This window comes from Serratia plymuthica (assembly GCF_018336935.1).
Lineage (GTDB): Bacteria > Pseudomonadota > Gammaproteobacteria > Enterobacterales > Enterobacteriaceae > Serratia > Serratia plymuthica_B.
Window position 1 is genome coordinate 3,445,794 of sequence record NZ_CP068771.1, and the last position, 21,099, is coordinate 3,466,892.

19 protein-coding genes are annotated in these 21,099 nt (G+C 60.3%); 7 read left to right on the forward strand and 12 right to left on the reverse strand.

Annotation, left to right across the window (positions count from 1 at the left end):
- The first annotated feature begins 129 nt into the window (after nucleotides 1-129).
- Nucleotides 130-1,377 (forward strand): MFS transporter, encoded by a 1,248-nt coding sequence (locus tag JK621_RS16080; RefSeq protein WP_212556828.1) that lies wholly within the window; start codon nucleotides 130-132, stop codon nucleotides 1,375-1,377.
- A gap of 65 nt (nucleotides 1,378-1,442) precedes the next feature.
- On the opposite strand, the gene JK621_RS16085 is transcribed toward JK621_RS16080, so the two are convergent.
- The 9 genes from JK621_RS16085 to fdnG form a co-directional block, all read right to left on the reverse strand.
- Complete coding sequence (locus tag JK621_RS16085; protein WP_249337083.1) at nucleotides 1,443-1,625, reverse strand: hypothetical protein; 183 nt, start codon at nucleotides 1,623-1,625, stop codon at nucleotides 1,443-1,445.
- Nucleotides 1,626-1,768: 143 nt separating this feature from the next.
- Nucleotides 1,769-3,625, reverse strand: coding sequence for a selenocysteine-specific translation elongation factor (gene selB / locus JK621_RS16090; RefSeq protein WP_212556829.1), 1,857 nt, complete (start codon nucleotides 3,623-3,625; stop codon nucleotides 1,769-1,771).
- Nucleotides 3,622-5,013 (reverse strand): L-seryl-tRNA(Sec) selenium transferase, encoded by a 1,392-nt coding sequence (gene selA / locus JK621_RS16095; RefSeq protein WP_212556830.1) that lies wholly within the window; start codon nucleotides 5,011-5,013, stop codon nucleotides 3,622-3,624. The genes selB and selA overlap by 4 nt, the downstream gene beginning before the upstream one ends.
- 70 nt (nucleotides 5,014-5,083) lie before the next feature.
- Complete coding sequence (locus JK621_RS16100) at nucleotides 5,084-5,689, reverse strand: glutathione S-transferase (RefSeq protein ID WP_212556831.1); 606 nt, start codon at nucleotides 5,687-5,689, stop codon at nucleotides 5,084-5,086.
- A 34-nt stretch (nucleotides 5,690-5,723) separates the two neighbouring features.
- On the reverse strand, nucleotides 5,724-6,365 hold the full coding sequence (locus tag JK621_RS16105) for a DcrB-related protein (protein WP_212556832.1): 642 nt from the start codon (nucleotides 6,363-6,365) through the stop codon (nucleotides 5,724-5,726).
- A 344-nt stretch (nucleotides 6,366-6,709) separates the two neighbouring features.
- Nucleotides 6,710-7,639 (reverse strand): formate dehydrogenase accessory protein FdhE, encoded by a 930-nt coding sequence (gene fdhE / locus JK621_RS16110; RefSeq protein WP_212556833.1) that lies wholly within the window; start codon nucleotides 7,637-7,639, stop codon nucleotides 6,710-6,712.
- Nucleotides 7,639-8,274 carry a formate dehydrogenase cytochrome b556 subunit gene (gene fdoI / locus JK621_RS16115; protein WP_212556834.1) on the reverse strand — a complete coding sequence of 212 codons (636 nt, stop codon included), beginning with the start codon at nucleotides 8,272-8,274 and terminating at the stop codon, nucleotides 7,639-7,641. Before fdoI ends, fdhE begins: the two co-directional genes overlap by 1 nt.
- Complete coding sequence (fdxH, locus tag JK621_RS16120) at nucleotides 8,271-9,170, reverse strand: formate dehydrogenase subunit beta (protein ID WP_212556835.1); 900 nt, start codon at nucleotides 9,168-9,170, stop codon at nucleotides 8,271-8,273. The genes fdoI and fdxH overlap by 4 nt, the downstream gene beginning before the upstream one ends.
- 12 nt (nucleotides 9,171-9,182) lie before the next feature.
- On the reverse strand, nucleotides 9,183-12,230 hold the full coding sequence (gene fdnG, locus JK621_RS16125; RefSeq protein WP_212556836.1) for a formate dehydrogenase-N subunit alpha: 3,048 nt from the start codon (nucleotides 12,228-12,230) through the stop codon (nucleotides 9,183-9,185).
- A gap of 144 nt (nucleotides 12,231-12,374) precedes the next feature.
- Here fdnG and fdhD point away from each other — a divergent pair, with 144 nt between their 5' ends.
- The 5 genes from fdhD (at nucleotide 12,375) to JK621_RS16150 (ending at nucleotide 17,602) form a co-directional block, all read left to right on the forward strand.
- The gene (gene fdhD, locus JK621_RS16130; protein WP_212556837.1) at nucleotides 12,375-13,202 is read left to right on the forward strand and encodes a formate dehydrogenase accessory sulfurtransferase FdhD; all 828 of its coding nucleotides are present in this window, start codon (nucleotides 12,375-12,377) and stop codon (nucleotides 13,200-13,202) included.
- A gap of 127 nt (nucleotides 13,203-13,329) precedes the next feature.
- On the forward strand, nucleotides 13,330-13,950 hold the full coding sequence (gene sodA, locus JK621_RS16135; RefSeq protein WP_126527311.1) for a superoxide dismutase [Mn]: 621 nt from the start codon (nucleotides 13,330-13,332) through the stop codon (nucleotides 13,948-13,950).
- Between the two features lie 124 nt (nucleotides 13,951-14,074).
- Nucleotides 14,075-16,000 (forward strand): methyl-accepting chemotaxis protein, encoded by a 1,926-nt coding sequence (locus tag JK621_RS16140; protein WP_212556838.1) that lies wholly within the window; start codon nucleotides 14,075-14,077, stop codon nucleotides 15,998-16,000.
- 97 nt (nucleotides 16,001-16,097) lie between these two features.
- The gene (gene yiiM / locus JK621_RS16145; protein ID WP_212556839.1) at nucleotides 16,098-16,769 is read left to right on the forward strand and encodes a 6-hydroxyaminopurine reductase; all 672 of its coding nucleotides are present in this window, start codon (nucleotides 16,098-16,100) and stop codon (nucleotides 16,767-16,769) included.
- A 53-nt stretch (nucleotides 16,770-16,822) separates the two neighbouring features.
- The gene (locus JK621_RS16150; protein ID WP_212556840.1) at nucleotides 16,823-17,602 is read left to right on the forward strand and encodes a class I SAM-dependent methyltransferase; all 780 of its coding nucleotides are present in this window, start codon (nucleotides 16,823-16,825) and stop codon (nucleotides 17,600-17,602) included.
- Between the two features lie 218 nt (nucleotides 17,603-17,820).
- Here JK621_RS16150 and JK621_RS16155 read toward each other — a convergent pair whose 3' ends face one another.
- Together JK621_RS16155 and JK621_RS16160 are read right to left on the reverse strand one after the other, a co-directional pair.
- Entirely contained in the window at nucleotides 17,821-18,183 is a 363-nt protein-coding gene (locus JK621_RS16155; RefSeq protein ID WP_212556841.1) for a YibL family ribosome-associated protein, read from the reverse strand.
- Nucleotides 18,184-18,256: 73 nt separating this feature from the next.
- Nucleotides 18,257-19,723: a PLP-dependent aminotransferase family protein gene (locus JK621_RS16160; RefSeq protein WP_212556842.1), complete on the reverse strand. Its 1,467-nt coding sequence runs from the start codon at nucleotides 19,721-19,723 to the stop codon at nucleotides 18,257-18,259.
- A 139-nt stretch (nucleotides 19,724-19,862) separates the two neighbouring features.
- On the opposite strand from JK621_RS16160, the gene JK621_RS16165 reads away from it, so the two are divergent.
- A complete protein-coding gene (locus JK621_RS16165; protein ID WP_212556843.1) occupies nucleotides 19,863-20,471 on the forward strand; it encodes a LysE family translocator in 609 nt (202 codons plus the stop codon).
- Here the strand turns inward: JK621_RS16165 and JK621_RS16170 are convergent.
- Nucleotides 20,468-21,019, reverse strand: a complete 552-nt coding sequence (locus JK621_RS16170) for an MltR family transcriptional regulator (RefSeq protein ID WP_283249337.1) — start codon at nucleotides 21,017-21,019, stop codon at nucleotides 20,468-20,470. The two genes, JK621_RS16165 and JK621_RS16170, sit on opposite strands and share 4 nt — an antisense overlap.
- Nucleotides 21,020-21,099 lie beyond the last annotated feature (80 nt).

Genomic DNA, 21,099 nt, shown 5'->3' on the forward strand with positions numbered 1-21,099 from the left:
TGTGCTGAAACAACACCTTATCGTTGCTAAGGTGAACGATTGGCGGCAAAATAGCCGCCATAACTGGCTCAGTTTGCGCTTCCCGCCCTGGCAGTTCCTTTTTTCTTCTTCACTATCAGTACTATAAATATGAAAACTACATTACCACCTGCGGCACGCTTGGGCCGACAGGCGCTTTTATTCCCTCTTTGTCTGGTGCTGTTCGAATTTGCCACCTACATCGCCAACGATATGATCCAGCCCGGTATGCTGGCGGTCGTGGCAGAGTTCAACGCCGGTGAAGAATGGGTGCCGACATCCATGACCGCCTATCTGGCCGGCGGTATTTTCTTGCAATGGCTGCTCGGCCCGCTGTCGGACAGACGCGGCCGCCGCCCGGTGATGCTGGCCGGCGTGGCGTTCTTTATCGTCGCCTGTCTGGCCATTTTGCTGGTGACCAACATCGAGCAATTTATCTTTATGCGTTTCCTGCAGGGTATTGGCCTGTGCTTTATCGGCGCGGTCGGCTACGCCACGATACAGGAATCCTTCGAGGAATCGGTGTGCATAAAAATCACCGCGCTGATGGCCAACGTGGCGCTGATCGCTCCGCTGCTCGGGCCGCTGGCCGGGGCTGCGCTGATCCACGTCGCGCCGTGGCAGAGCATGTTCGTGCTGTTCGCGGCGCTGGCGGCGATTGCCTTTTACGGCCTGTGGAAGGCGATGCCGGAAACCGCCTCGTTGCAGGGCGATAAATTCTCGGCCGCCAACCTGTGGCGCGACTATCGCCAGGTGCTGGCCAACCGCCGCTTTATCTGCGGCGCACTGGCCATCGGCTTCGCCAGCCTGCCGCTGCTGGCCTGGATTGCCCAGTCGCCGGTGATCCTGATCAGCGGCGAATCGCTGTCGACGCTGGATTACGGCCTGCTGCAGATCCCGGTGTTCGGCGCGCTGATCCTCGGCAACCTGACGCTGGCGCGCCTGACCGGCAAAAACAGCGTAGAGCGCCTGATCAAGCTGGGCGCGGTACCTATGATGCTGGGGCTGCTGATCGCGGCGCTGGCTACGCTGTTCTCCAGCCACGCCTATCTGTGGATGACCGCCGGGCTGAGCCTGTATGCCTTCGGTATCGGGCTGGCCAACGCCGGGCTGTACCGCCTGACGCTGTTCTCAAGCTCCGTCAGCAAAGGGACGGTTTCCGCCACCATGGGCATGTTGAGCATGCTGGTGTTCACCGTCGGCATCGAGCTGGCGAAAGTGGCCTATGTCTGGGGCGGCAGCGGGTTGTTCAACCTGTTTAACCTGATCGGCGGCCTGTGTTGGCTGGCGCTGGTGGCGCTGTTCCTCAGCAAACGCCGCAGCGGCGATGCAACGCCGACGCCTAACGCAGCGCTGTAATGATCTGCACGCGAGGAGAGGTTATCTCCTCGCGTGTTGTAAAGTTTGCACTGGGTTCAACACCCTCAACTCCGTTTGTCAGCATCCAAACTTATCGCCCATGCTTGTACTTCCTCATGGCTGATAATATTCATTTGTTCGACATCATTAAGTGCCTCTAGCGTCAAACGTCGCTGTTCTTCCTCTCGAACAGTTTTGTCAGTCCCTACGTTATTTTTTCCTACTAGCAGCAAAGTATTAACATTCATCCTGCTCGCCTCGTCGCTAAATCAAAAAATGTAAGATACCCAAAATAATTGGAGTTGCATCAAGGCGGCAAGAGCGTAAATCCCCAGGAGCTTACTCAAGTAAGTGACTGGGGTGAGCGCTCGCAGCCAACACAGATGCAGCTTCAAGTATGATGGGAATCACCGCCAAAAAGACCGCTGTCGCGCAGCAGATGTTGGTTACCCTTGCGGCGGGTAAAGCCGCTGCGATCGAAAAATTCCAGCACCTGGATCGCCAGTTTGCGGCCGACGCCGAGCCTGTCGCGGAAATCCGCGGCGTTGGTGCTGCCCTGCGTTGCATCCAGCTCACGGATCAGCGCGGCGAACTGTTCGATACGCCGGCTGAGATAGTAACGGTCCACCACCACAGCCGCGATGTGACCAAGTTGCGCCGCTTTACGCAGCGTCGCCCGCACCGGGGCCTCTTCCTCGCCCAATTCAGCGGCCAAATCGCGCACCCACCAGGCTTCGTCACCGAACAGCGGCTCAATGCGGCTCCACAGAATCTGTTCTTCGGCGCTGAACGCCAGGCCATGCTCCGGCAGGTGCAGCCAGCCGCGCGTATTGCGCACGCTGCCGGCGGCCAGCAGCCGATCGATCATCATAAACACCGGCGCTTCAGGCAACAAAGGCAACGCCATGCGCCGCAGGCGCGCTCGCCCCAAGCCAAGCTGATCGGCATGTTGGCGGTGGTACTCTTCCAACACTTGCAGCAGGCGCCGTTCGCTCTGCTGCACGTTATCCTGCGCCAGCGCCAACTCGCCGGCAATCAGCAATTCATGGTCCGCCAACAGCTCAGCCAGACCGCCTTCGGTCAGTTGCCGCGCCCAGGCAAACATCGCCAGATCCAGCGGCCCGTTGGGCAGGTGCAGCGTCAGCGCCTGGCGATCGTCGCCGGCCTGCGCCAATGCCGCCAACCAGGCAAGGTAGTCCGGCTGGCGTTTACCGCGTTTCGGCGTCGTCAAACTCAGCACCCGTGCGCCACCCAGGGTCTGGCGGGCGCCGATATCGCGCAGCACCAGCCGATCGTTGTCCGCCAGCCACAGCGGGCGATCGAGGATCAGTTCCGCCAGGTGTTCATTCAATAACGCAATCCGCCCGGTGATATGGCTGGCGGCATGATGCAGATGCAACGGTTGCCAATGCTTTATCGGCTGGTCGGTATCCAGCGCCACCAGAATGCGTTCTGCCGCCTGCAACGGCTTTTTCGCCAACAGCCAGTCACCGCGCGCCACCTGCTCTTTGCTGACGTCACCGCTGATGTTCAGCGCGATGCGCTGACCGGCCTGCGCCTGCTCAACCTGTTGATTCTGCGCATGCAGGCCGCGTACCCGCACCGGGGCGTCCGCACCGGTCAGCCACAGCGTATCCCCTACCGCCACCTGCCCGCCCAGCGCGGTGCCTGTTACCACCAGACCCGCCCCTTTCACGCTGAAGGCGCGATCTACCGCCAACCGGAAACGGCGCGTCAGCGCATGCTCATCAGGCCGTAACGCCCGCAGATGCGCACGCAGAGCCTCAATCCCCCGCTCCCGCACCGCGGCGGTGACAAACAGCGGCGCATCGGGCCAACCCTGCCGCGACAGTTCATCGCTAACCTGCCGCCGCACCTCGTCAACCCGTGCTTCGTCCACCCGATCGGCCTTGGTCAAGGCCACCGTCAGCGCCGGGCGCCCGCTCAGCCGCAGGATCGCCAGATGCTCACGGGTTTGCGCCATCACGCCGTCGTCGCAGGCCACCACCAGCAGCGCATGATCGATACCGCCGATGCCCGCTAGCATATTGGCGAGGAATTTTTCATGGCCGGGCACGTCGATAAAACCCAGCACCCGGCCGTCGGGTTGTGGCCAGTAGGCATAGCCCAGATCTATGGTCATGCCGCGGCGTTTTTCTTCCGGCAGGCGATCGGCGTTGATCCCGGAGATCGCCTGCAACAGGGTGGTTTTGCCATGATCGACATGGCCGGCGGTGGCGATAATCATGCGTTTAACGCCTCAATCAGCGCCTGTTCCTGCTCAAGGCAGCGCAGATCCAGCCACAGCCGGCCGTCGTTAATTCGGCCAATCACCGGCTGCGGCAGGCGGCGCCAGCGTTCTGCCAGCGCCTCCAGCGTCGCCCCACGGCCGTCGAGCGGCGTAAAGGTCAATGCGTAGCTGGGCAACCTGTCCACCGGCAGCGAGCCGCTGCCAATCTGCGACCAGCACGGCTCGGCGCGCAACTGGAAGCGTTCGCCAAACTGCGGTTCCAGCGCGTGCAGCAAGCGTTCGGCTGCGGCCTGCATCGCCTGCTGCGGGCGGGTCAGCAGCCGCAGCGTCGGCAGTTGCTCCGCCAACAATTCAGGCTGTTGATAGAGGCGCAGCGTCGCTTCCAGCGCCGCCAGCGTCAGTTTACCGACACGCAGCGCACGTTTAAGCGGATGCTGCTGCAACCGGGCAATCAACGCCTTTTTGCCGACGATAATCCCGGCCTGCGGGCCACCCAGCAGCTTGTCGCCGGAGAAAGTCACCAGATCCACCCCGGCGGCCAGCAGCCGCTGCGGCATCGGCTCGGCCGGCAGGCCGTACTGCGCCATATCAATCAGCGAGCCGCTGCCCAGATCGGTGACGGTCGGCACGCCATATTCGGCGCCGAGCTGCGCCAGTTCGGCTTCCTCCACCGCGGCGGTAAAGCCCTGGATGCTGTAGTTGCTGGTATGCACCTTCATCAGCAACCCGGTCTGTTCGTTGATGGCGTTGCGGTAATCTTTCAGGTGGGTGCGATTCGTGGTGCCGACCTCAACCAACCGGCAGCCCGCCTGGCGCATCACGTCGGGGATGCGGAACGCGCCGCCGATTTCCACCAGCTCACCGCGCGACACCACCACTTCCTTGCCGGGCGCCACCGCCGCCAGCATCAGCAACACCGCCGCCGCATTGTTATTGACGATGCAGGCATCTTCCGCGCCGGTCAGCCGGCACAGTAAATCCGCCACGGCGCGATCGCGATGCCCGCGCCCGGCGCCGTCCAGATCGTATTCCAGCGTCACCGCCGCCCCCATCGACTGCATCACCGCCTCGATAGCCGGTTGCGCCAACAGGGCGCGGCCAAGGTTGGTGTGCAGCACGGTGCCGCTCAGATTGAAGACCGGCGTCAGCGCCGAACGCTGCCGTTGCGCCAAACCGGCGCTGAGCGCCAGCGACCAGTCGCTGCACCAATCGGGCAGCCGCTGCTGCTGCTTGATCGTCTCACGCGCCTGCAACTGCAGCTCGCGCAGCAGGTCGCCAATCAGCGTCTGGCCGTATTGGGCCACCAGCGGTTCGATAGCGGGATCGCGCAGCAGGCGATCAATGGCGGGTAACTGGCTGTAAAGACGGTGGGATTCAGTGCTCATGGTCGCTCGGTTTTTTTGTGTGATGATGTCGGCATAAAGCAAAACCCCCGCCAAAGCGGGGTGAGGGAATTCAGGGGGGTGAAGTACGGGCAAAACTTTCGCGGGCAAACAGCCGCTCGGCCAGTTTGACCAACGCAGGCCGTTCGACGCACCAGTTGGGCAAGATGCGGCGGAAATTGAGGTAGCCCAGCGCGCAGCCGGTAGCGATGTCCGCCAACGTCAGTTCGGCGGCGTTCAGCAGCGTCTTTTCCTGCGCCAGCTTCTCCAGCGCGTCCAGCCCGTGCGTCAGTTTGTCGCGCTGGCGCAGTATCCAGTTTTCGTCCTGTTTTTCCGGCGCGCGCTTGCTCTCGCGAAACAGCGTAGCGGCGGCTTCGGTTACGCCGTCGGCCAGCGCTTCAACCTGGCGAATACGCAGCGCAGCCGCGCGATCGGCAGGCAAAAATGCCGGGGCGGCGGGAAGCAGTTCGAGGTATTCGGCAATGACGCGCGAGTCGTAATACACCGCGCCGTCATCGGCCACCAGCACCGGCACCTTGGCGAGCGGATTCAGTTCCACCACCCGGCTGCCCGGCTCATACGGCGGATCGTTAACGAATTCGAACGCTATCCCCTTTTCCAGCAGCATCACGGAAATCTTGCGTACAAAAGGGCTGGTATAGCTGCCTATCAGCTTCATTCGTCTTCCCCCCGGCTGTCGAAACACAGCGTTGTTATTTCACCACCAGCGTGTCGATAATCCGCTGAACCAGCGCCTGGTGCGCCTCGGGCGTTTTGGCCGGCGACAGCATTTGCAACGTCACCACCCTTTTATTCAATACCGTCAGCACAAAGGTGGAAAGTACCTTTTGCCCATTGACGCTTTGCTCGGTATCCAGCCGATGGAACTTCTGCTTGCCGACGCTGAAGTTCTCTTCTTTGGTGGTCTTGATATTCTGATAGCGGTCGGACAGCTCAGTGATGATGCTTTGCGTCAGATCTTTCAGCATTTTATCGCTGGTGTTGAGCTTCATGTCGTCAGGCGGGACCACTTCAGAAGACACGGTGCTCTGGCGTGTCTTGCCGTCGAGGAAACGCTGAATGGTGGATTTGCTGTCGTTGACAATGCCGCTGTTCTGGGTCTGATCGCTAAACCCCGCCGGCAGTAAAAAGGTCACGTTGCCCCTTTGCAGCGACACCTTCAGCCCCACGGGCTCGCTTTCCACCGGCGGTGGCGGCGGCGCAATGGGCTGCGTCACGATCGGCTTGGGGTCCGGCTTGGGCACTGCCGGTTTGGTGTCTTCCTTGTTGTCACAGGCAGACAGCCCGATCGCCAAAACGCCGATCGCCGTGAGTTTCGCAATGGTCTTCAACATCGTCCGTCCCTTTCCTTTCGCGTTGCGCGTCATGGCGTATACCCTAAATAATTGGAGCTGCAGCGAGGCGGCAAGTCTGCAAATCCCCGGGAACATAGCCAACGATGCGACCAGGGTGAGTAGGCGCAGCCAACAAAGATGCTGCTTCAAGTATGACGGGTATAAACGTAGCAACTCGCCCCGGTGAATGCCAGATGCGCAGTCTGAAATTAATCATTGTTGTTCACTACCGAAGAGGCGTAGCGAGCGCGGACAGCGCGCCGGCCCCGGCGCGTACACGCAGTACGTGAGGAGGCCGAGCACTGCCCAAGGTCAAAGTGCCGTAGCGCAACAGCCGGAGGCCATTATTCCCCCGGGAACAGGAACGGGTTGATGCTGCTGCGGGCAAAACCTTCATCTTCCAGCTTGGCGTCGAGCACCAGCGAGGCCAGATCGTCGGCCACCGCTTCGATATGCGGATCTTTTTCCTGATACAAAAGCTTCAGGTAAGTGCCGCAGTCGCCACAGCTTTCCGCTTTCACCGCCGCCAGCTCGCTGTCCAGCGACCAGTAATTCAGATCGCGAGTTTGCTCGCAGTTGCTGCATTTTATCCGCACCACGTGCCACTCGCTTTCGCACAGGTTGCAGTGCAAATAGCGCAGGCCGCTGACGGTGCCGATATGCACCACGCCGGAGACCGGAATGCTGCCGCACACCGGGCAGAACTGACGGTGCTCGCCATATTCGGCGCGCGCCTTGCCGGGGATCTGGCTTGCCATCTGAGTCCAATAGAGCGACAGCGCGGCCCAGATGAACGGCGCCTTCTCGCTGCCTATCTTGCCGAACTCGCGGTTGAGCAAGGCGTCGGCCATCAGCTCCAGCTCATGCGCTGACGCCTTTTCCAGGTTATCCAGCACCGCCAGAATGTGTTCCGGCGCCTGCGGCCGCAGCTCGGCGATCAGCGAGCCCAGCAGCCGGTGCCAGTGTTCGCTGCGCGGATAGACGCTCAAATCCAGCGGCGGCTTGCCGCTGGCCGCGCCCTGCAGCAGCGCTTCGGACAGATCGAGTTGCAGCGGGTTGTCGTGCAGCGCATGGTGCTGCGCCTCGGCCAGTTGGGCGGCGAAGTTCAGGTAGTCGCCCAACGGGTTGTCCGTCGCCAGCTTGCGCAGGCGTTCGGCGCGGCGGCTGTAGAGGCTTTTCAAATTGGCGAAAAGTAACGGCGGAATTGTCTCCGCCGTTGTGGACTTCTCGCGCTGTGCCCCTAACTGCTCTTTAGGAACGATGCGGATGCTCATCAGGGTTTGTCTTCCTGTTGTTTCTCGCGGACCTCTCGGTACCAGCGCGGATGATGTTTTTTAGCCCAGGCCGCAGGCACCCAGCCTTCGACCATCGCGGTGATAGTGCCTTTTACCCACAGCGCGGCGTAAATGTGCACCATTATCACGATGATCAGGCCGACCGCCGCCAGCGAATGCACCAGCAGCGCGATGCGGATCAACGGTATCGGGAACGACGGCGCGAAGTACGGCCGCCAGATCACCACACCGCTGGCCAACAGCAGCACCAGGCTGATGATAGCTGCCCAGAATACGCACTTCTGACCGAAATTATAACGCCCGGTGTCGCCCACTTCCTCGTTCATGGCGATTTTGTGGATGTTTTTGGCCCAGACGATATCTTCCCGGTTGATCAGATTATGCTTCCAGTAGCGCAGGAACATCAGCAGGAAGGCCGCAAACATAATCACCCCGACAAAGGGGTGCAGGATGCGCGCCAGCTGCGGCGTACCGAGAATGTTCATCAACCAGTTGAAGGAGGGGAAAAAGAACCCCAGCCCGCTGATGGCGGCGAACACGAAACAGAACGCCACAATCCAGTGGTTGATCCGCTCCGGCGCGCTGTAGCGCTGAATCCGCTTTTCCTTCTTCATTTGCGCGTCTCCTCATCGTGCAGCTCGTCGTTGTCTTCCTCCTCGACACGGTTTGGCCCGACGCCGACATAGTGGAACACGCTGGCTGCAAAGGTGGCGGCAAAGCCGATGGCCGCCAGGGGTTTCCACACACCTTTCCAGAACGTGATCGCCGGGCTGATGGTCGGGTTGTTCGGCAAACCGTGATACAGCTGCGGTTTGTCGGCGTGGTGCAGCACATACATCACGTGGGTGCCGCCCACGCCCGCCGGATCGTACAGACCGGCGTTCTGATAACCCCGGGTATTCAGCTCGCTGACGCGATCGGCGGCCACCTGCTTCATCGCTTCCTTGGTGCCGAAGTGAATGGCGCCGGTCGGGCAGGTTTTCACGCAGGCCGGTTCCTGGCCGACATCGACGCGGTCGACGCACAGGGTACATTTGTACACCCGGTTGTCGTCCTTGTTCATGCGCGGCACGTCGAACGGGCAGCCGGCGATGCAGTAACCGCAGCCGATACAGTGCTCCGACTGGAAGTCGACGATGCCGTTGGCGTACTGAATGATCGCGCCTTCCGACGGGCAGGCCTTCAGGCAGCCCGGGTCGGCGCAGTGCATGCAGCCGTCCTTGCGGATCAGCCATTCCAGCTTGCCGTTTTCCTCCACTTCGGAGAAGCGCATCACCGTCCACGACTTGGCGGTCAGGTCGGCGGGGTTATCGTACACCCCGACGTTGCTGCCGATTTCATCGCGGATGTCGTTCCATTCGGAACAGGCCACCTGGCAGGCCTTGCAGCCGATACAGGTGGTGACATCGATAAGTTTGGCCACTTCTTCCTGATGGTCACGGGCGCGCGGGGCCGGCGTGAAACCATTGGTGGCGGATTTACGAATGATGTCCTGAGATTGCATTGCCATAATTCGTCTCCGTTACACCTTTTCCACGTTAACCAGGAACGCCTTGAACTCCGGCGTTTGCGTGTTGGCATCGCCGACAAACGGCGTCAGCGTGTTGGCGATAAAGCCTTTCTTCGCCACCCCTTCGTAACCCCAGTGGATCGGGATGCCGATGGTGTCGACCTCCTGGCCGTTCACCTGCAATGTGCGAATACGCTTGGTCACCACCGCCTTGGCCTTGATATAGCCGCGATTGGAGCTGACTTTCACCGTATCGCCGTGCTTGATGCCTTTTTTCTCCGCCAGCTTCTCGCCGATCTCCACAAACTGCTCCGGCTGCGCGATGGCATTGAGCTGCGCATGCTTGGTCCAGTAGTGGAAGTGTTCGGTCAGGCGATAGGTGGTGCCGACGTAAGGGAACTTGTCGGATTTGCCCATCGCCGCCAGATCGTCCTTGAACACGCGCGCCGCCGGGTTGGACACCACGTTCGGGTGCAGCGGGTTGGTGCCGAGCGGCGTTTCGAACGGCTCGTAGTGTTCAGGGAACGGCCCTTCCGCCATTTTGTCGGTGGCGAACAGGCGGCCCATGCCTTCCGGCTGCATGATAAACGGCCCGACGTCGCTGCCCGGCGCGGCGGCGCTGTAGTCCGGGATATCCACCCCGCCCCACTTGGCGCCGTCCCACTCCAGCAACTGACGTTTCGGATCCCAGGGTTTACCCTGCGGGTCGGCCGAAGCGCGGTTATACAGAATGCGGCGGTTGAGCGGCCAGGCCCAGGCCCAGCCCAGCGTGTTGCCGAGGCCGGACGGATCGGCGTTGTCGCGCCGCGCCATCTGGTTGCCGGCCTGCGTCCAGCTGCCGGCGAAAATCCAACAGCCGCTGGCGGTGGTGCCGTCGTCGCGCAGGTGGGCGAAGGTGCTGAGCTGTTCGCCTTTTTTCGCCAGCACTTTGCCGTCAGCGTCGAGAATGTCCGCCAGCGCCTTACCGTTGCTTTCCATCGCCACTTCTTCCGAAGCCGGATTTTCCGGCGTCAGGTAATCCCAGGTCATGTTCAGCACCTGTTCAGGTACCGCACCGCCGTCGCGCGCGTACATCTCGCGCAGGCGGAGGAAAATGCCCGCCAGGATTTCCCCGTCGTTCAGCGCTTCGCCCGGGGCATCCGCGCCCTTCCAGTGCCACTGCAGCCAGCGGCCGGAGTTGACGATCGAGCCGTTTTCTTCGGCAAAGCAGGTGGACGGCAGGCGGAACACTTCGGTCTGAATCTTCGACGGATCGACGTCGTTGAACTCGCCGTGGTTCTGCCAGAAGTTGGACGTCTCGGTGTTGAGCGGATCTATCGTCACCAGGAACTTCAGCTTCGACAGCGAGGCCACCACCTTGTTTTTGTTCGGGAACGACGCCACCGGGTTAAAGCCCTGGCAGAAATAGCCGTTGACCTTCCCTTGCGACATCATCTCGAAGTACTGCAGCACGTCGTAGCCTTTGTCCCACTTCGGCAACCAGTCAAAGCCCCAGCCGTTGTCCTTCTGCGCCTTGTCGCCGTAGAAGCTCTTCATCATGCTGACGAAGAATTTCGGGTAGTTGCTCCAGTAGTTCACCTGGCCCGGCAGCAGCGCTTTCGGCGTGTTGGCCTTCAGGTAGGTGTCGATATCCGTCTGTTTCTCCGACGGCAGCGTCATATAGCCCGGCAGGCTCTGCGACAGCAGGCCCAGATCGGTCAGGCCCTGGATATTGGAGTGACCGCGCAGCGCGTTGACGCCGCCGCCCGCCATGCCCATGTTGCCGAGCAGCAGCTGGATCATCGCCATGGTGCGGATGTTCTGCGCGCCGACCGAGTGTTGGGTCCAGCCCAGGGCGTACAGGAACGATGCGGTTTTATCCGCCACGCAGGTTTCGGCGATGTATTCGCACACCTGGAGGAAATCTTCCTTCGGCGTGCCGCAAACGTTGGTCACCACCTCCGGCGTATAGCGGCTGACGTGCTCCTTGAGCAGGTTCCATACGCAGCGAGGATCTTGCAGCGTAACGTCGCGCTTGGCGAAGCCGTTCTCGTCGAGTTGATAATTCCAGGTGGTTTTGTCGTATTTGCGGTTTTCCGCGTCATAGCCGCTGAACAGGCCATCGTCGAAGGCAAAGTCTTCCCGCACCAGCAGGCTGGCGTTGGTGTAGGCCTCAACGTATTCGCGGTTGATTTTGTTGTTGGTCATCAGGTACAGCAACACGCCCGACAGGAAAGCGATGTCGGTCCCGGAACGGATTGGCGTATAGAAATCCGCTACCGATGCAGTACGGGTAAAGCGCGGATCGATGACGATCAGCTTGGCTTTATTGTGGATTTTGGCTTCCATCGCCCAGCGGAACCCCACCGGATGCGCTTCCGCCGCATTACCGCCCATGACGATAATCAGATTCGCGTTCTTGATATCAACCCAGTGGTTGGTCATCGCACCGCGACCAAATGTTGGAGCAAGACTTGCTACCGTTGGTCCGTGTCAGACACGCGCCTGGTTGTCTACGGCAAGCATGCCGAGAGCGCGACTAAATTTTTGCGACAAATAACCGGTTTCGTTGCTGGAAGCGGAGGCACACAGCATGCCGGTGGTCAGCCAGCGGTTGACGGTGACGCCCTGTTCGTTGGTTTTCACGAAGTTGGCGTCGCGGTCTTCCTTCATCAGTTTGGCGATGCGGGTAAAGGCATCGTCCCAGCTAATGCGCTGCCATTTATCCGAACCTGGCGCACGATACTCCGGAAACTGGAGACGGCTAGCACTGTGGATGAAGTCGACCAGCCCCGCGCCTTTCGGGCAAAGCGCGCCGCGGTTTACCGGGTGATCCGGGTCCCCTTCAATGTGGAATATGCTTTCTTTGGCGTTTTTGGCGCCATCACCAAGGCTGTACATCAACAGCCCACAGCCGACGGAACAATACGTACAGGTATTACGGGTTTCACGGGCGCGCAGCAGTTTGTACTGCCGGGTCTCCGCTAACGCCACTTCCGGGGCAAAGCCCAGTGCGGCTACCGTCGTTCCTGCCATACCGCCAGCGCAGATCTTAAAGAACTGCCTTCTGCTGACCTGCATGGGGGTCTCCTTTCACTCTCGATTGTCACATTGTTTCAAATGGCGCTTTCCCCCTTGAAGCGGGAAGCGCTAAAATCGATCTTGTTTTTACGCGGCAATATTACCACAGCGTATATGGGGTTGTTACAAACAGGTGCCAGTTAAGTGAACACTATAAACCCAGAGCAGCACATAAATGAGACCTCGCTCACAGGGGTGACCCAGGCCCAGGTTTATCAGCGCGGGCAACTCGCCACCGCGCAGCCGGACTGGCTGGCGGAAGAAGTGCCGGTCGCCCTGGTCTATAACGGCATCTCTCACGTGGTGATGATGTGTACGCCAAAAGATCTGGAGGCATTCGCCCTCGGCTTTTCGCTGTCCGAAGGCATTATCGAGTCACCGCGCGATATCTACAGTATAGAGATTAACCAAACCTGTAACGGGCTGGAGGTGCAAATAGAGCTCTCCAGCCGCCGCTTCGCCGGGCTGAAGGAGCGCCGCCGCGCCATGGCGGGCCGCACCGGCTGCGGCGTGTGCGGCATCGAACAGTTAGCAGATATTTTTCGCCCACTGCCGGCATTGCCGTTCACCCAAACGTTTTCTCTCGCCAACCTCGACCACGCGCTGGGGCAGCTCAAACAGGTGCAGAACGTCGGGCAGCTCACCGGCTGCACCCACGCCGCCAGTTGGATTTCGCCGCAGGGTGAACTGCTGGGCGGCTGCGAAGACGTCGGCCGCCACGTAGCGCTCGACAAGCTGCTCGGCGTGCGCGCGAAGCAAGATTGGCAACAGGGCGCGGTATTAACGTCCAGCCGTGCCAGCTATGAAATGGTGCAAAAATCCGCGATGTGCGGCGTCGAGATCCTGTTCGTGGTTTCTGCGGCCACCTCGTTGGCGGTGGAAATCGCCGAGCGCAGCAACCTGACGCTGGTCGGTTTCAGCAAACCCGGCCGCGCCACGGTGTTTACTCACCCGCAGCGCATTGTGGATTAATTTAATGCCTTACACTAAGTAGGGCATTGATAATCATTTTCAAGATCATTTAATTAACTATAATGATCCGACTGCTTACGCGGTGCTCGCACCTTGCGCCGCCCATACCCCACTGGAGATGATGATTATGAGTTATTCACTGCCATCCCTGCCGTACGCCTACGACGCACTGGAACCGCATTTCGACAAGCAGACGATGGAAATCCATCACACCAAACACCACCAGACTTACGTCAACAACGCGAACACCGTGCTGGAAGCGTACCCTGAGCTGGCTTCGCTGAGCGTTGAAGCGCTGATCCAGGATCTGGATAAAGTGCCTGCCGACAAGCGCACTTTCATGCGTAACAACGCCGGTGGCCACGCTAACCACAGCCTGTTCTGGAAAGGCCTGAAAATCGGCACCACGCTGGGTGGCGATTTGAAAGCCGCTATCGAGCGCGATTTCGGCAGCGTCGAGAAATTCCAGGAAGAGTTCGAGAAAGCCGCAGCGACCCGCTTCGGTTCAGGTTGGGCCTGGCTGGTGCTGAAAGGCGACAAACTGGCCGTGGTATCTACCGCTAACCAGGACAGCCCGCTGATGGGCGAAGCCGTTGCCGGCGTTTCAGGCTTCCCAATCATTGGCCTGGACGTGTGGGAACACGCTTACTACCTGAAATATCAGAACAAACGCCCAGACTACATCAAAGCGTTCTGGAACGTGGTTAACTGGGACGAAGCGGCAGCACGCTTCGCTGCGAAGAAGTAATTCGCCCCCGGCACTGATGATGCCCGCGTGAAGCGGGCATTTTTTTGCCCAAAATCCGCTAAAGTTTGACCGCCCTTTGCCGATGGTTTGTTCAATAGACGTTCGCCCGCAAAGGAAAAATAATATGGCGGCATGGCAAACACTGGCAGGAAAGTTCGTTCATCTCACCGTGGGTAAAAAACTCGGCCTCGGGTTTGGTCTGATGCTGCTGCTGACGGCGATCATCGCCGGTACCGGCGCGCAATATCTGCATATCATCGAATCCCGCGCCGACCGCATCGATTTCAGCAACCGGCTGAATGACGAAATCAATCAGGCCAAATATAACCGCGCGCTGTTCGGCCAGACCTACCGGCCGGAGTACCTGAAAAATAACCGCGCCAATATCGAAAACGCGGTGCAGTTGATCAACCAGGGCCAGGCGTTGGACTGGGATGCCCAAAACCGGCAAGACCTGCAGCGGCTGATGGTATTGATCGGCGAATACCAGCAACAGCAAAACGCCTTCGAAAAGGCGGTGGCGGCAAAAGACGCGGTACGCCAAAGCTGGAACATGTCGGAAGTGCAAGACAGCCTGAATCAGGTAGAGCGCCAACTGACCAATGGCGAGCTGCAACTGGCTTTTGTTCAGTTGAATCAGAAGCTGACCCTGGTGCGCTACGGTGCGCGCGGCCTGTTGCTCAGCCTGAACCGCGAATCTGAAGCGCCGCTGATAACGGCGATTGATGACGCACGCAGCACGGCAAACGCACTCAGCCGACGGCTCAGCGATGCCCAGCGCCCCCTGCTGCAACCGCTGTTGAGCGCGCTCGACGACTACAAAAACCGCATCGAAGCTTACCTGCCGGCCTACGAACAGGAACAGCAGATCAGCCAACGGCTGGGCGACAGCGCTCAGGAGGTCGGTACGCTGGTCAATGCCTTTATGCGGGACGAACTGGCGCAAACCCATAACGACATTAATACGGCGCAGCTGCAGATGGGCATCACCACGCTGGTTGCCATTATCGCCGGGTTGCTGATTGCCTGGCGCATCACGCTGCAGATCACCCGGCCGTTGCGCAGCACGCTGGCGCTGGCGGAACGCATCGCCAACGGCGATCTGCGCCAGGCGCAGACCAGCCCCCGCCGCGACGAGCTGGGCCAATTGCTGAATGCGGTGGCGGCGATGAGCCAAAACCTGCGCGATATGATCGAAAAAATCCAGATGGGGGTCCGCCAGGTCTCCACCGCCGCGGCGGAGATTGCCGCAGGCAACACCGATTTGTCCTCTCGCACCGAACAGCAGGCGGCGGCGGTAGAAGAGACCGCCGCCAGCATGGAGCAACTGACCGCCACGGTGAAGCAGAACGCCGAAAATGCTCACCACGCCAACCAACTGGCTACCGACGCTTCGCAAACTGCCCAACAGGGCGGCAAGCTGGTGGCGAACGTGGTCAGCACCATGCGCGATATTTCCAGTAGTTCGCGACGCATCGCCGAAATTACCACCCTGATCAACGGTATTGCTTTCCAGACCAATATTCTGGCGCTCAATGCCGCCGTAGAAGCGGCGCGCGCCGGCGAACAGGGGCGCGGCTTTTCGGTGGTGGCCAGCGAAGTACGCAATCTGGCGCAACGCAGTGCCCAGGCGGCAAAAGAGATCGAAGGGCTGATCGCCGAATCGGTCAGCCGGGTGCAAACCGGCACCACCCTGGTGGAGAATACCGGCAGCACCATGGAACAAATTGTCCTGTCGGTGACCCACGTGCGCGACATCATGGCGGAGATCGCCGCCGCCTCCGACGAGCAGACGCGCGGCATCGCCCAGATCGGCCAGGCGATTGTCGAAATGGATCACACCACCCAACAGAATGCCGCACTGGTGGAGGAATCCGCCGCCGCCGCCGACTCGCTGGAAGAGCAGGCTGAAATGCTGCTGCAAAGCGTCTCGGTGTTCCGCCTGGCGGAGCAGCAAGCCAACGCCGCCGTGGCGAAAACCCGCGCGCCAAAAGCCCCGGCGATTAAAACGCAGTCAGCGGTAGCGCAAGACAACTGGACCACGTTCTGATGCATCTCCCCGCCCGGTTATTTTCGGGCGGGATATCCTGTCCCTCCCGATCAACTCAGGCTATGCTGAACCTCTGACGCAAAGAACGGAGGCGCATATGCATCACCCAGAGGTTTATATCGGCACCGTCCAGCCTTATGACGGCGGGCGGCCCAGCGGCATCGCCAAACGCCAGGTGGACGGCGCCATCAAGCTGACCCCGCTCGGCCTGGAAGGCGACGAGCAGGCGGAAAAAAGCTATCACGGCGGGCCGGACCGCGCGCTGTGCCACTATCCGCGCGAACATTACGCTCACTGGCGCGAGCAGTTTCCTGCGCAAGCGGAACAGTTCAGCGCGCCGGCCTTCGGCGAGAATATTTCCACCCTGGGGTTGACCGAGCACAACGTGTTTATGGGCGATATCTTCCGCTGGGGCGAAGCATTGATTCAGGTCACCCAGCCGCGATCTCCCTGCTTCAAGCTCAATTACCACTTCGCCATCGACGACATCTCGGTGCTGATGCAGCAAAGCGGCCGCTGCGGCTGGCTGTATCGGGTGGTGTCCGCCGGCGTCGTCAGCGGCGATCGTCCGCTGGAGCTGGCGACACGCAACAGCGACATCTCTGTGGCCGAAGCCATCGGCATCGCCTGGCATATGCCGTTCGATGAAGAGCAGTATCGCCGCCTGCTGGCGGTGGCCGGATTGTCCGCGAGCTGGAGCAAAACCATGCTGACGCGCATCACGACGGGCCATATCGAAAACGTTAACCGCCGCCTGTTGGGACGTTGAAAAAGACCCCGGGTATACTGTTGTGCAACCTCTTTCAGGCAGGAGCAGAAGCTATGACCACCCCATCTCATTCGATCCACCACGCCGCAGCCGCTGGTTATCAGGCCAATGCCGACCGCTACGTGAAAGGGCGCCCGGATTATCCGCCGGAGATCGCCACCTGGCTGCGTGAGGTTATCGGCCTGCATGCCGGCATGACGGTCATCGACCTCGGCGCCGGCACCGGCAAATTCACCCCGCGCCTGCTGGAAACCGGCGCGCAGGTGATCGCCGTCGAACCGGTCGCGCAAATGCTGGAAAAACTGTCGGCCGCGCTGCCGCAGGTGAAAACGCTGGCGGGCACCGCCGAGTCGATCCCACTGCCGGACGAATCGGTCGACGCCGTGGTTTGCGCGCAGTCCTTCCACTGGTTCGCTACGCCGCAGGCGCTGGCTGAAATTCAGCGTATCCTCAAGCCCGGCGGCAAGCTGGGTCTGGTATGGAACATGCGCGATGCGCGCGTGAGCTGGGTACGCAAGCTGAATCAGATTGTCGACAGACACGAAGGCGACGCGCCGCGTTTCTACACCGGCGAATGGCGCAAACTGTTTCCGGTCAAAGGGTTAGAACCGCTGCAGGAGCAGGTGTTTATGTTCGGCCATCAGGGCGCAGCAGAAGATGTGATTTACAACCGGGTGCGTTCCACCAGCTTTATCGCTGCTTTGCCGCCGCAACAGCAGGAACGGGTGATCGATCAGATTCGCCAGTTGGTGGCGGAGGAAGAGGAATTGCAGGGCAAGGAAACCCTGACCGTGCCCTATCAAACCAAGGCGTATTTCACGACCAAGCGATGAAAGCAAGGTGCCACATACCCCAAATAATTGGAGTTGCATCCAGGCAGCAAGAGCGTGAGTCCCCAGGAGCTGACTAGAGTCAGTGACTGGGGGGACAAATCTGCCGGGAGCAGATTTGAACGCTGCTTGCAGCGGCCCCGAAGGGGGAGGCCCACGGATGGGCCGAATAACTGCGCAGCTAACACAGATGCAGCTTCAAGTATGACGGGTATCGGCGATCAGAAGGCTTTTTTGGCGTAGCCGGTGACCACTTTCAGGCCCATCTCACGGCCCAGTGCGGTCATCGGGTGCACCACGATCAGGCCGCGCGCGCTTTTCTTCAACGAGCCCATATCCGCCTGCTCTTTCTTGGTGATTTCGCGGCTGAAGGGCAGTTGGCTCAGCTTCTGCGCTTCCGCACTCAGCTTCTCGACGCGTACGCTTTTCAGGCGTTCGATTTCCGTCGCCAGCTTCTCTTTTTCTTTGGTGTGCTGGGTAATCAGCTCGATATTGCCCTGTTGGATCACCGCCGTGTCTTTGTGATTCAGTGCGTCCAGCAGGTCGCTAAGGCGCTTAATCTCTGCCTTTTCTTTCTCTTTCATGGTTTATGGCCTGTCTGTGCCTGTACGGCACGCTAATCAATGATGTCCACATTGTAGCAAAATGCGCACGCAGTTACTCGCCTTGCTCGATTCCCGGCGGCAATCCGCTCATCTCACAGGCTTTCGCCCCCACGCGCGCCAGCGCCTGGGTATAACGTGCATTAAACGGATAGCAGCAAGAGAGCCGCAGCCCGTTGCGGTGGCGGCCGCTGGGGGAATACAGCGTGCCCGGCGTCAGGCAGATTTGTTCCTCCAGCAACTGATGGAACAGCGCCACGCTGTCGACCCCGCCCGGCAACTCGACCCAGAACACAAAACCGCCCGCCGGCTGCGTCGCCCGCGTGCCGCGCGGGAAATGGCGGGCAATCAACGCCCGAGCCGCCTCCACCTGGGTGGCGTAGCCTTTACGCAGGTTGCGCAAATGATGATCGTAGCCGCCGGTTTCCAGGAACATCGCCAGCGTCTCTGACAGTAGCTGCGATTCCGCCATCGATGACACCGCCTTCAGCTTGCGCAGCGCTTCGTTGAAACGCCCGCCGGCGATCCAACCGATGCGGAAATCCGGCGCCAGCGTCTTGGTAAAGCTGGAACAGAACAGCACCCAGCCGTCGCGATCGAAAGATTTCACCGCCGGCGACAGCGCGCCGCCGAACTGAATCTCGGCGTACAGCCCGTCTTCAATCAGCGGCACCTGATGATCGTTCATCAACCGCGCCAGGCGCTTCTTGGCCGCCAGCGGCATGGTGCAACCCAGCGGATTCTGCACCGTCGGCATGGCGATCACCGCATCCAGCCGCTTCTCATTCAGCAACAGCTCCAGCGCGTCCAGCGACAGGCCATGCTGCGGATCGGTCGGGATTTCCAGCGCCTTCAGCCCCAGGCTGGCCAGCAACGGCAGCAGATAAAAATAGGTCGGCGATTCCAGCCCGATACAATCACCCGGCTTGGTGGTCACGCGCAACGCCAGTTGCAGCGCCTCCATGCAGCCGTGGGTCAGGGTGATATCGCCAGGTTCCACCAGCATGCCCAACGTCATCGAACGGCGGGCGATCTGCTGGCGCAGCCGCAAACTGCCGGGCGGCAATGCATACTTGCCGATCAGATCGGGCTGGCGACGCAGCAGCGACGACAGCATCCGCCCCAGCTTGCCGCCGGGATAAAAATCAGGGGTTTGCGGGCAGGCCAGCGACAGGTTGGTGAACGCCGGGTTCTGCTGGGCGGCAAACACCGTGTCGATCAACGCCAGCACATCATCGGCCGGCGGTTCTATCCGGCTACTGGGCTGCGAGGCGGCTTTCAACGCCGGCAACGTGCTGCGCACATAGAAGCCGGACTGCGGCCGCGCTTCGATCAGCCCACGGTCTTCCAACGCGCGGTAGGCCGCCACCACGGTATTGATGCTAACGCTGTGGGTCTGCGCGCAGCGGCGCACCGAAGGCAAACGGCTGCCGGGCAGCAGCGTACCGCGGCGAATGGCCTGCGCCAGGGTATCCGCCAGTTGCTGATAACGCGTTTCAGGCATTTCATCCAGCAGGGTCACAGTTTATCTCCAGAGAATGGGTACAGTTTACATTTTATAAAACTGTACCCATAACAATAGCGGGTTTCTGGTTCTGTCACCATCTGTCCGCAGGTTTTATGCTGGTTCCCTTGCTACTGTGCCGTTTAAGGAACCCGTTATGCTGGACTCCGCCTTTATCAGTTATGTCACGGTGATGTCGATCACCCCCGGCCCCAACAACCTGCTGCTGGCCTCGTCCGGCGTCAACTTCGGCCTGCGTCGCACCCTGCCGATGGTGTTCGGCATCAGCCTTGGTTGTGGGGTACAGCTGGCCCTGACCACCAGCCTGCTGGCGCTGGTGCTCAGTTGGGCCGGAGCGATCCGTTTCCCGCTGGCGGTGATTGGCTGCGCCTATTTATTGTGGTTGTCGTGGAAGCTGTTCCAGGCAACCTCGCCGGATGCCAAACAGCAGGCGCAGCCGATGCGGTTGCTCAACGGCGCGCTGTTCCAGGCGGTGAACCCCAAAGCCTGGTTGATGGCAATTAACATCGCAATCCTGTTCACCCCGCGCGAAGGGACCAGCCTTGGCCACACGCTAATGCTCGTTGCCGGCTTTGTCGCCTTGAATATCCCTTGCGTGCTGGTGTGGGCGGCGCTGGGCGATCGCCTGCGCGATGCGCTGCGCGTCACCTGGAAGCTGCGGCTGTTTAACGCGACGATGGCGGGTTTGATGGCGGTAACGGCGCTGTGGCTGTTATTCGATGAGTGGCGCGCGGCCTTTGCTTAACCGCGGCCGAGAGGAGAAAGCCGGGACGGCTGTTTGGCGCCGATGCCGGCGATCAGATCGGTAATCGACAGCACCATGGTGGAGCGCACCATCTGCTGGTATCGCTGATGCTGCATGGCGATCAGCGATTCTTCCGCTTCGCCGGGCTGCAGAAACGTCGGCACCGGCGGCAGCGCGGCCACGCAGTGCAGTTCGCCGAACGGGCCGAGGATTTCATCGTCGACAAAACGGTATTCAGATCCGTCGTGATTGAGCTCTTCGCGCATCGCCATCAGCAGTTCGGCGTCTTCGTATTCGTGACGCGAGATAACGCCCAGCCCGTACATCAGCTTAAGGCGCACCGACAGCTCACCCAAGGGGCCGGCGCCGGACAATAGCGGTTCAACGGCATACTTCACCGCATAGTCGTCCTTGCGGAACACCTGCACCACCAGCACGTTGAGCGCTTCCGCCAGCAGCTCTACCGCTGCGATCAGAAAACTGCGCACCGTCTTGCCTGCGTTCAGCTTTTCCAGAACCTGGTTTTCAAATGCCTGTGCTTCTTCCATCGTCGCTTTTCGAATGGCGTGGGAGGGGTGTGCTGTATCGGCCACTAATTTCATACCATAGGCGTTATTGTCGCAGCCAG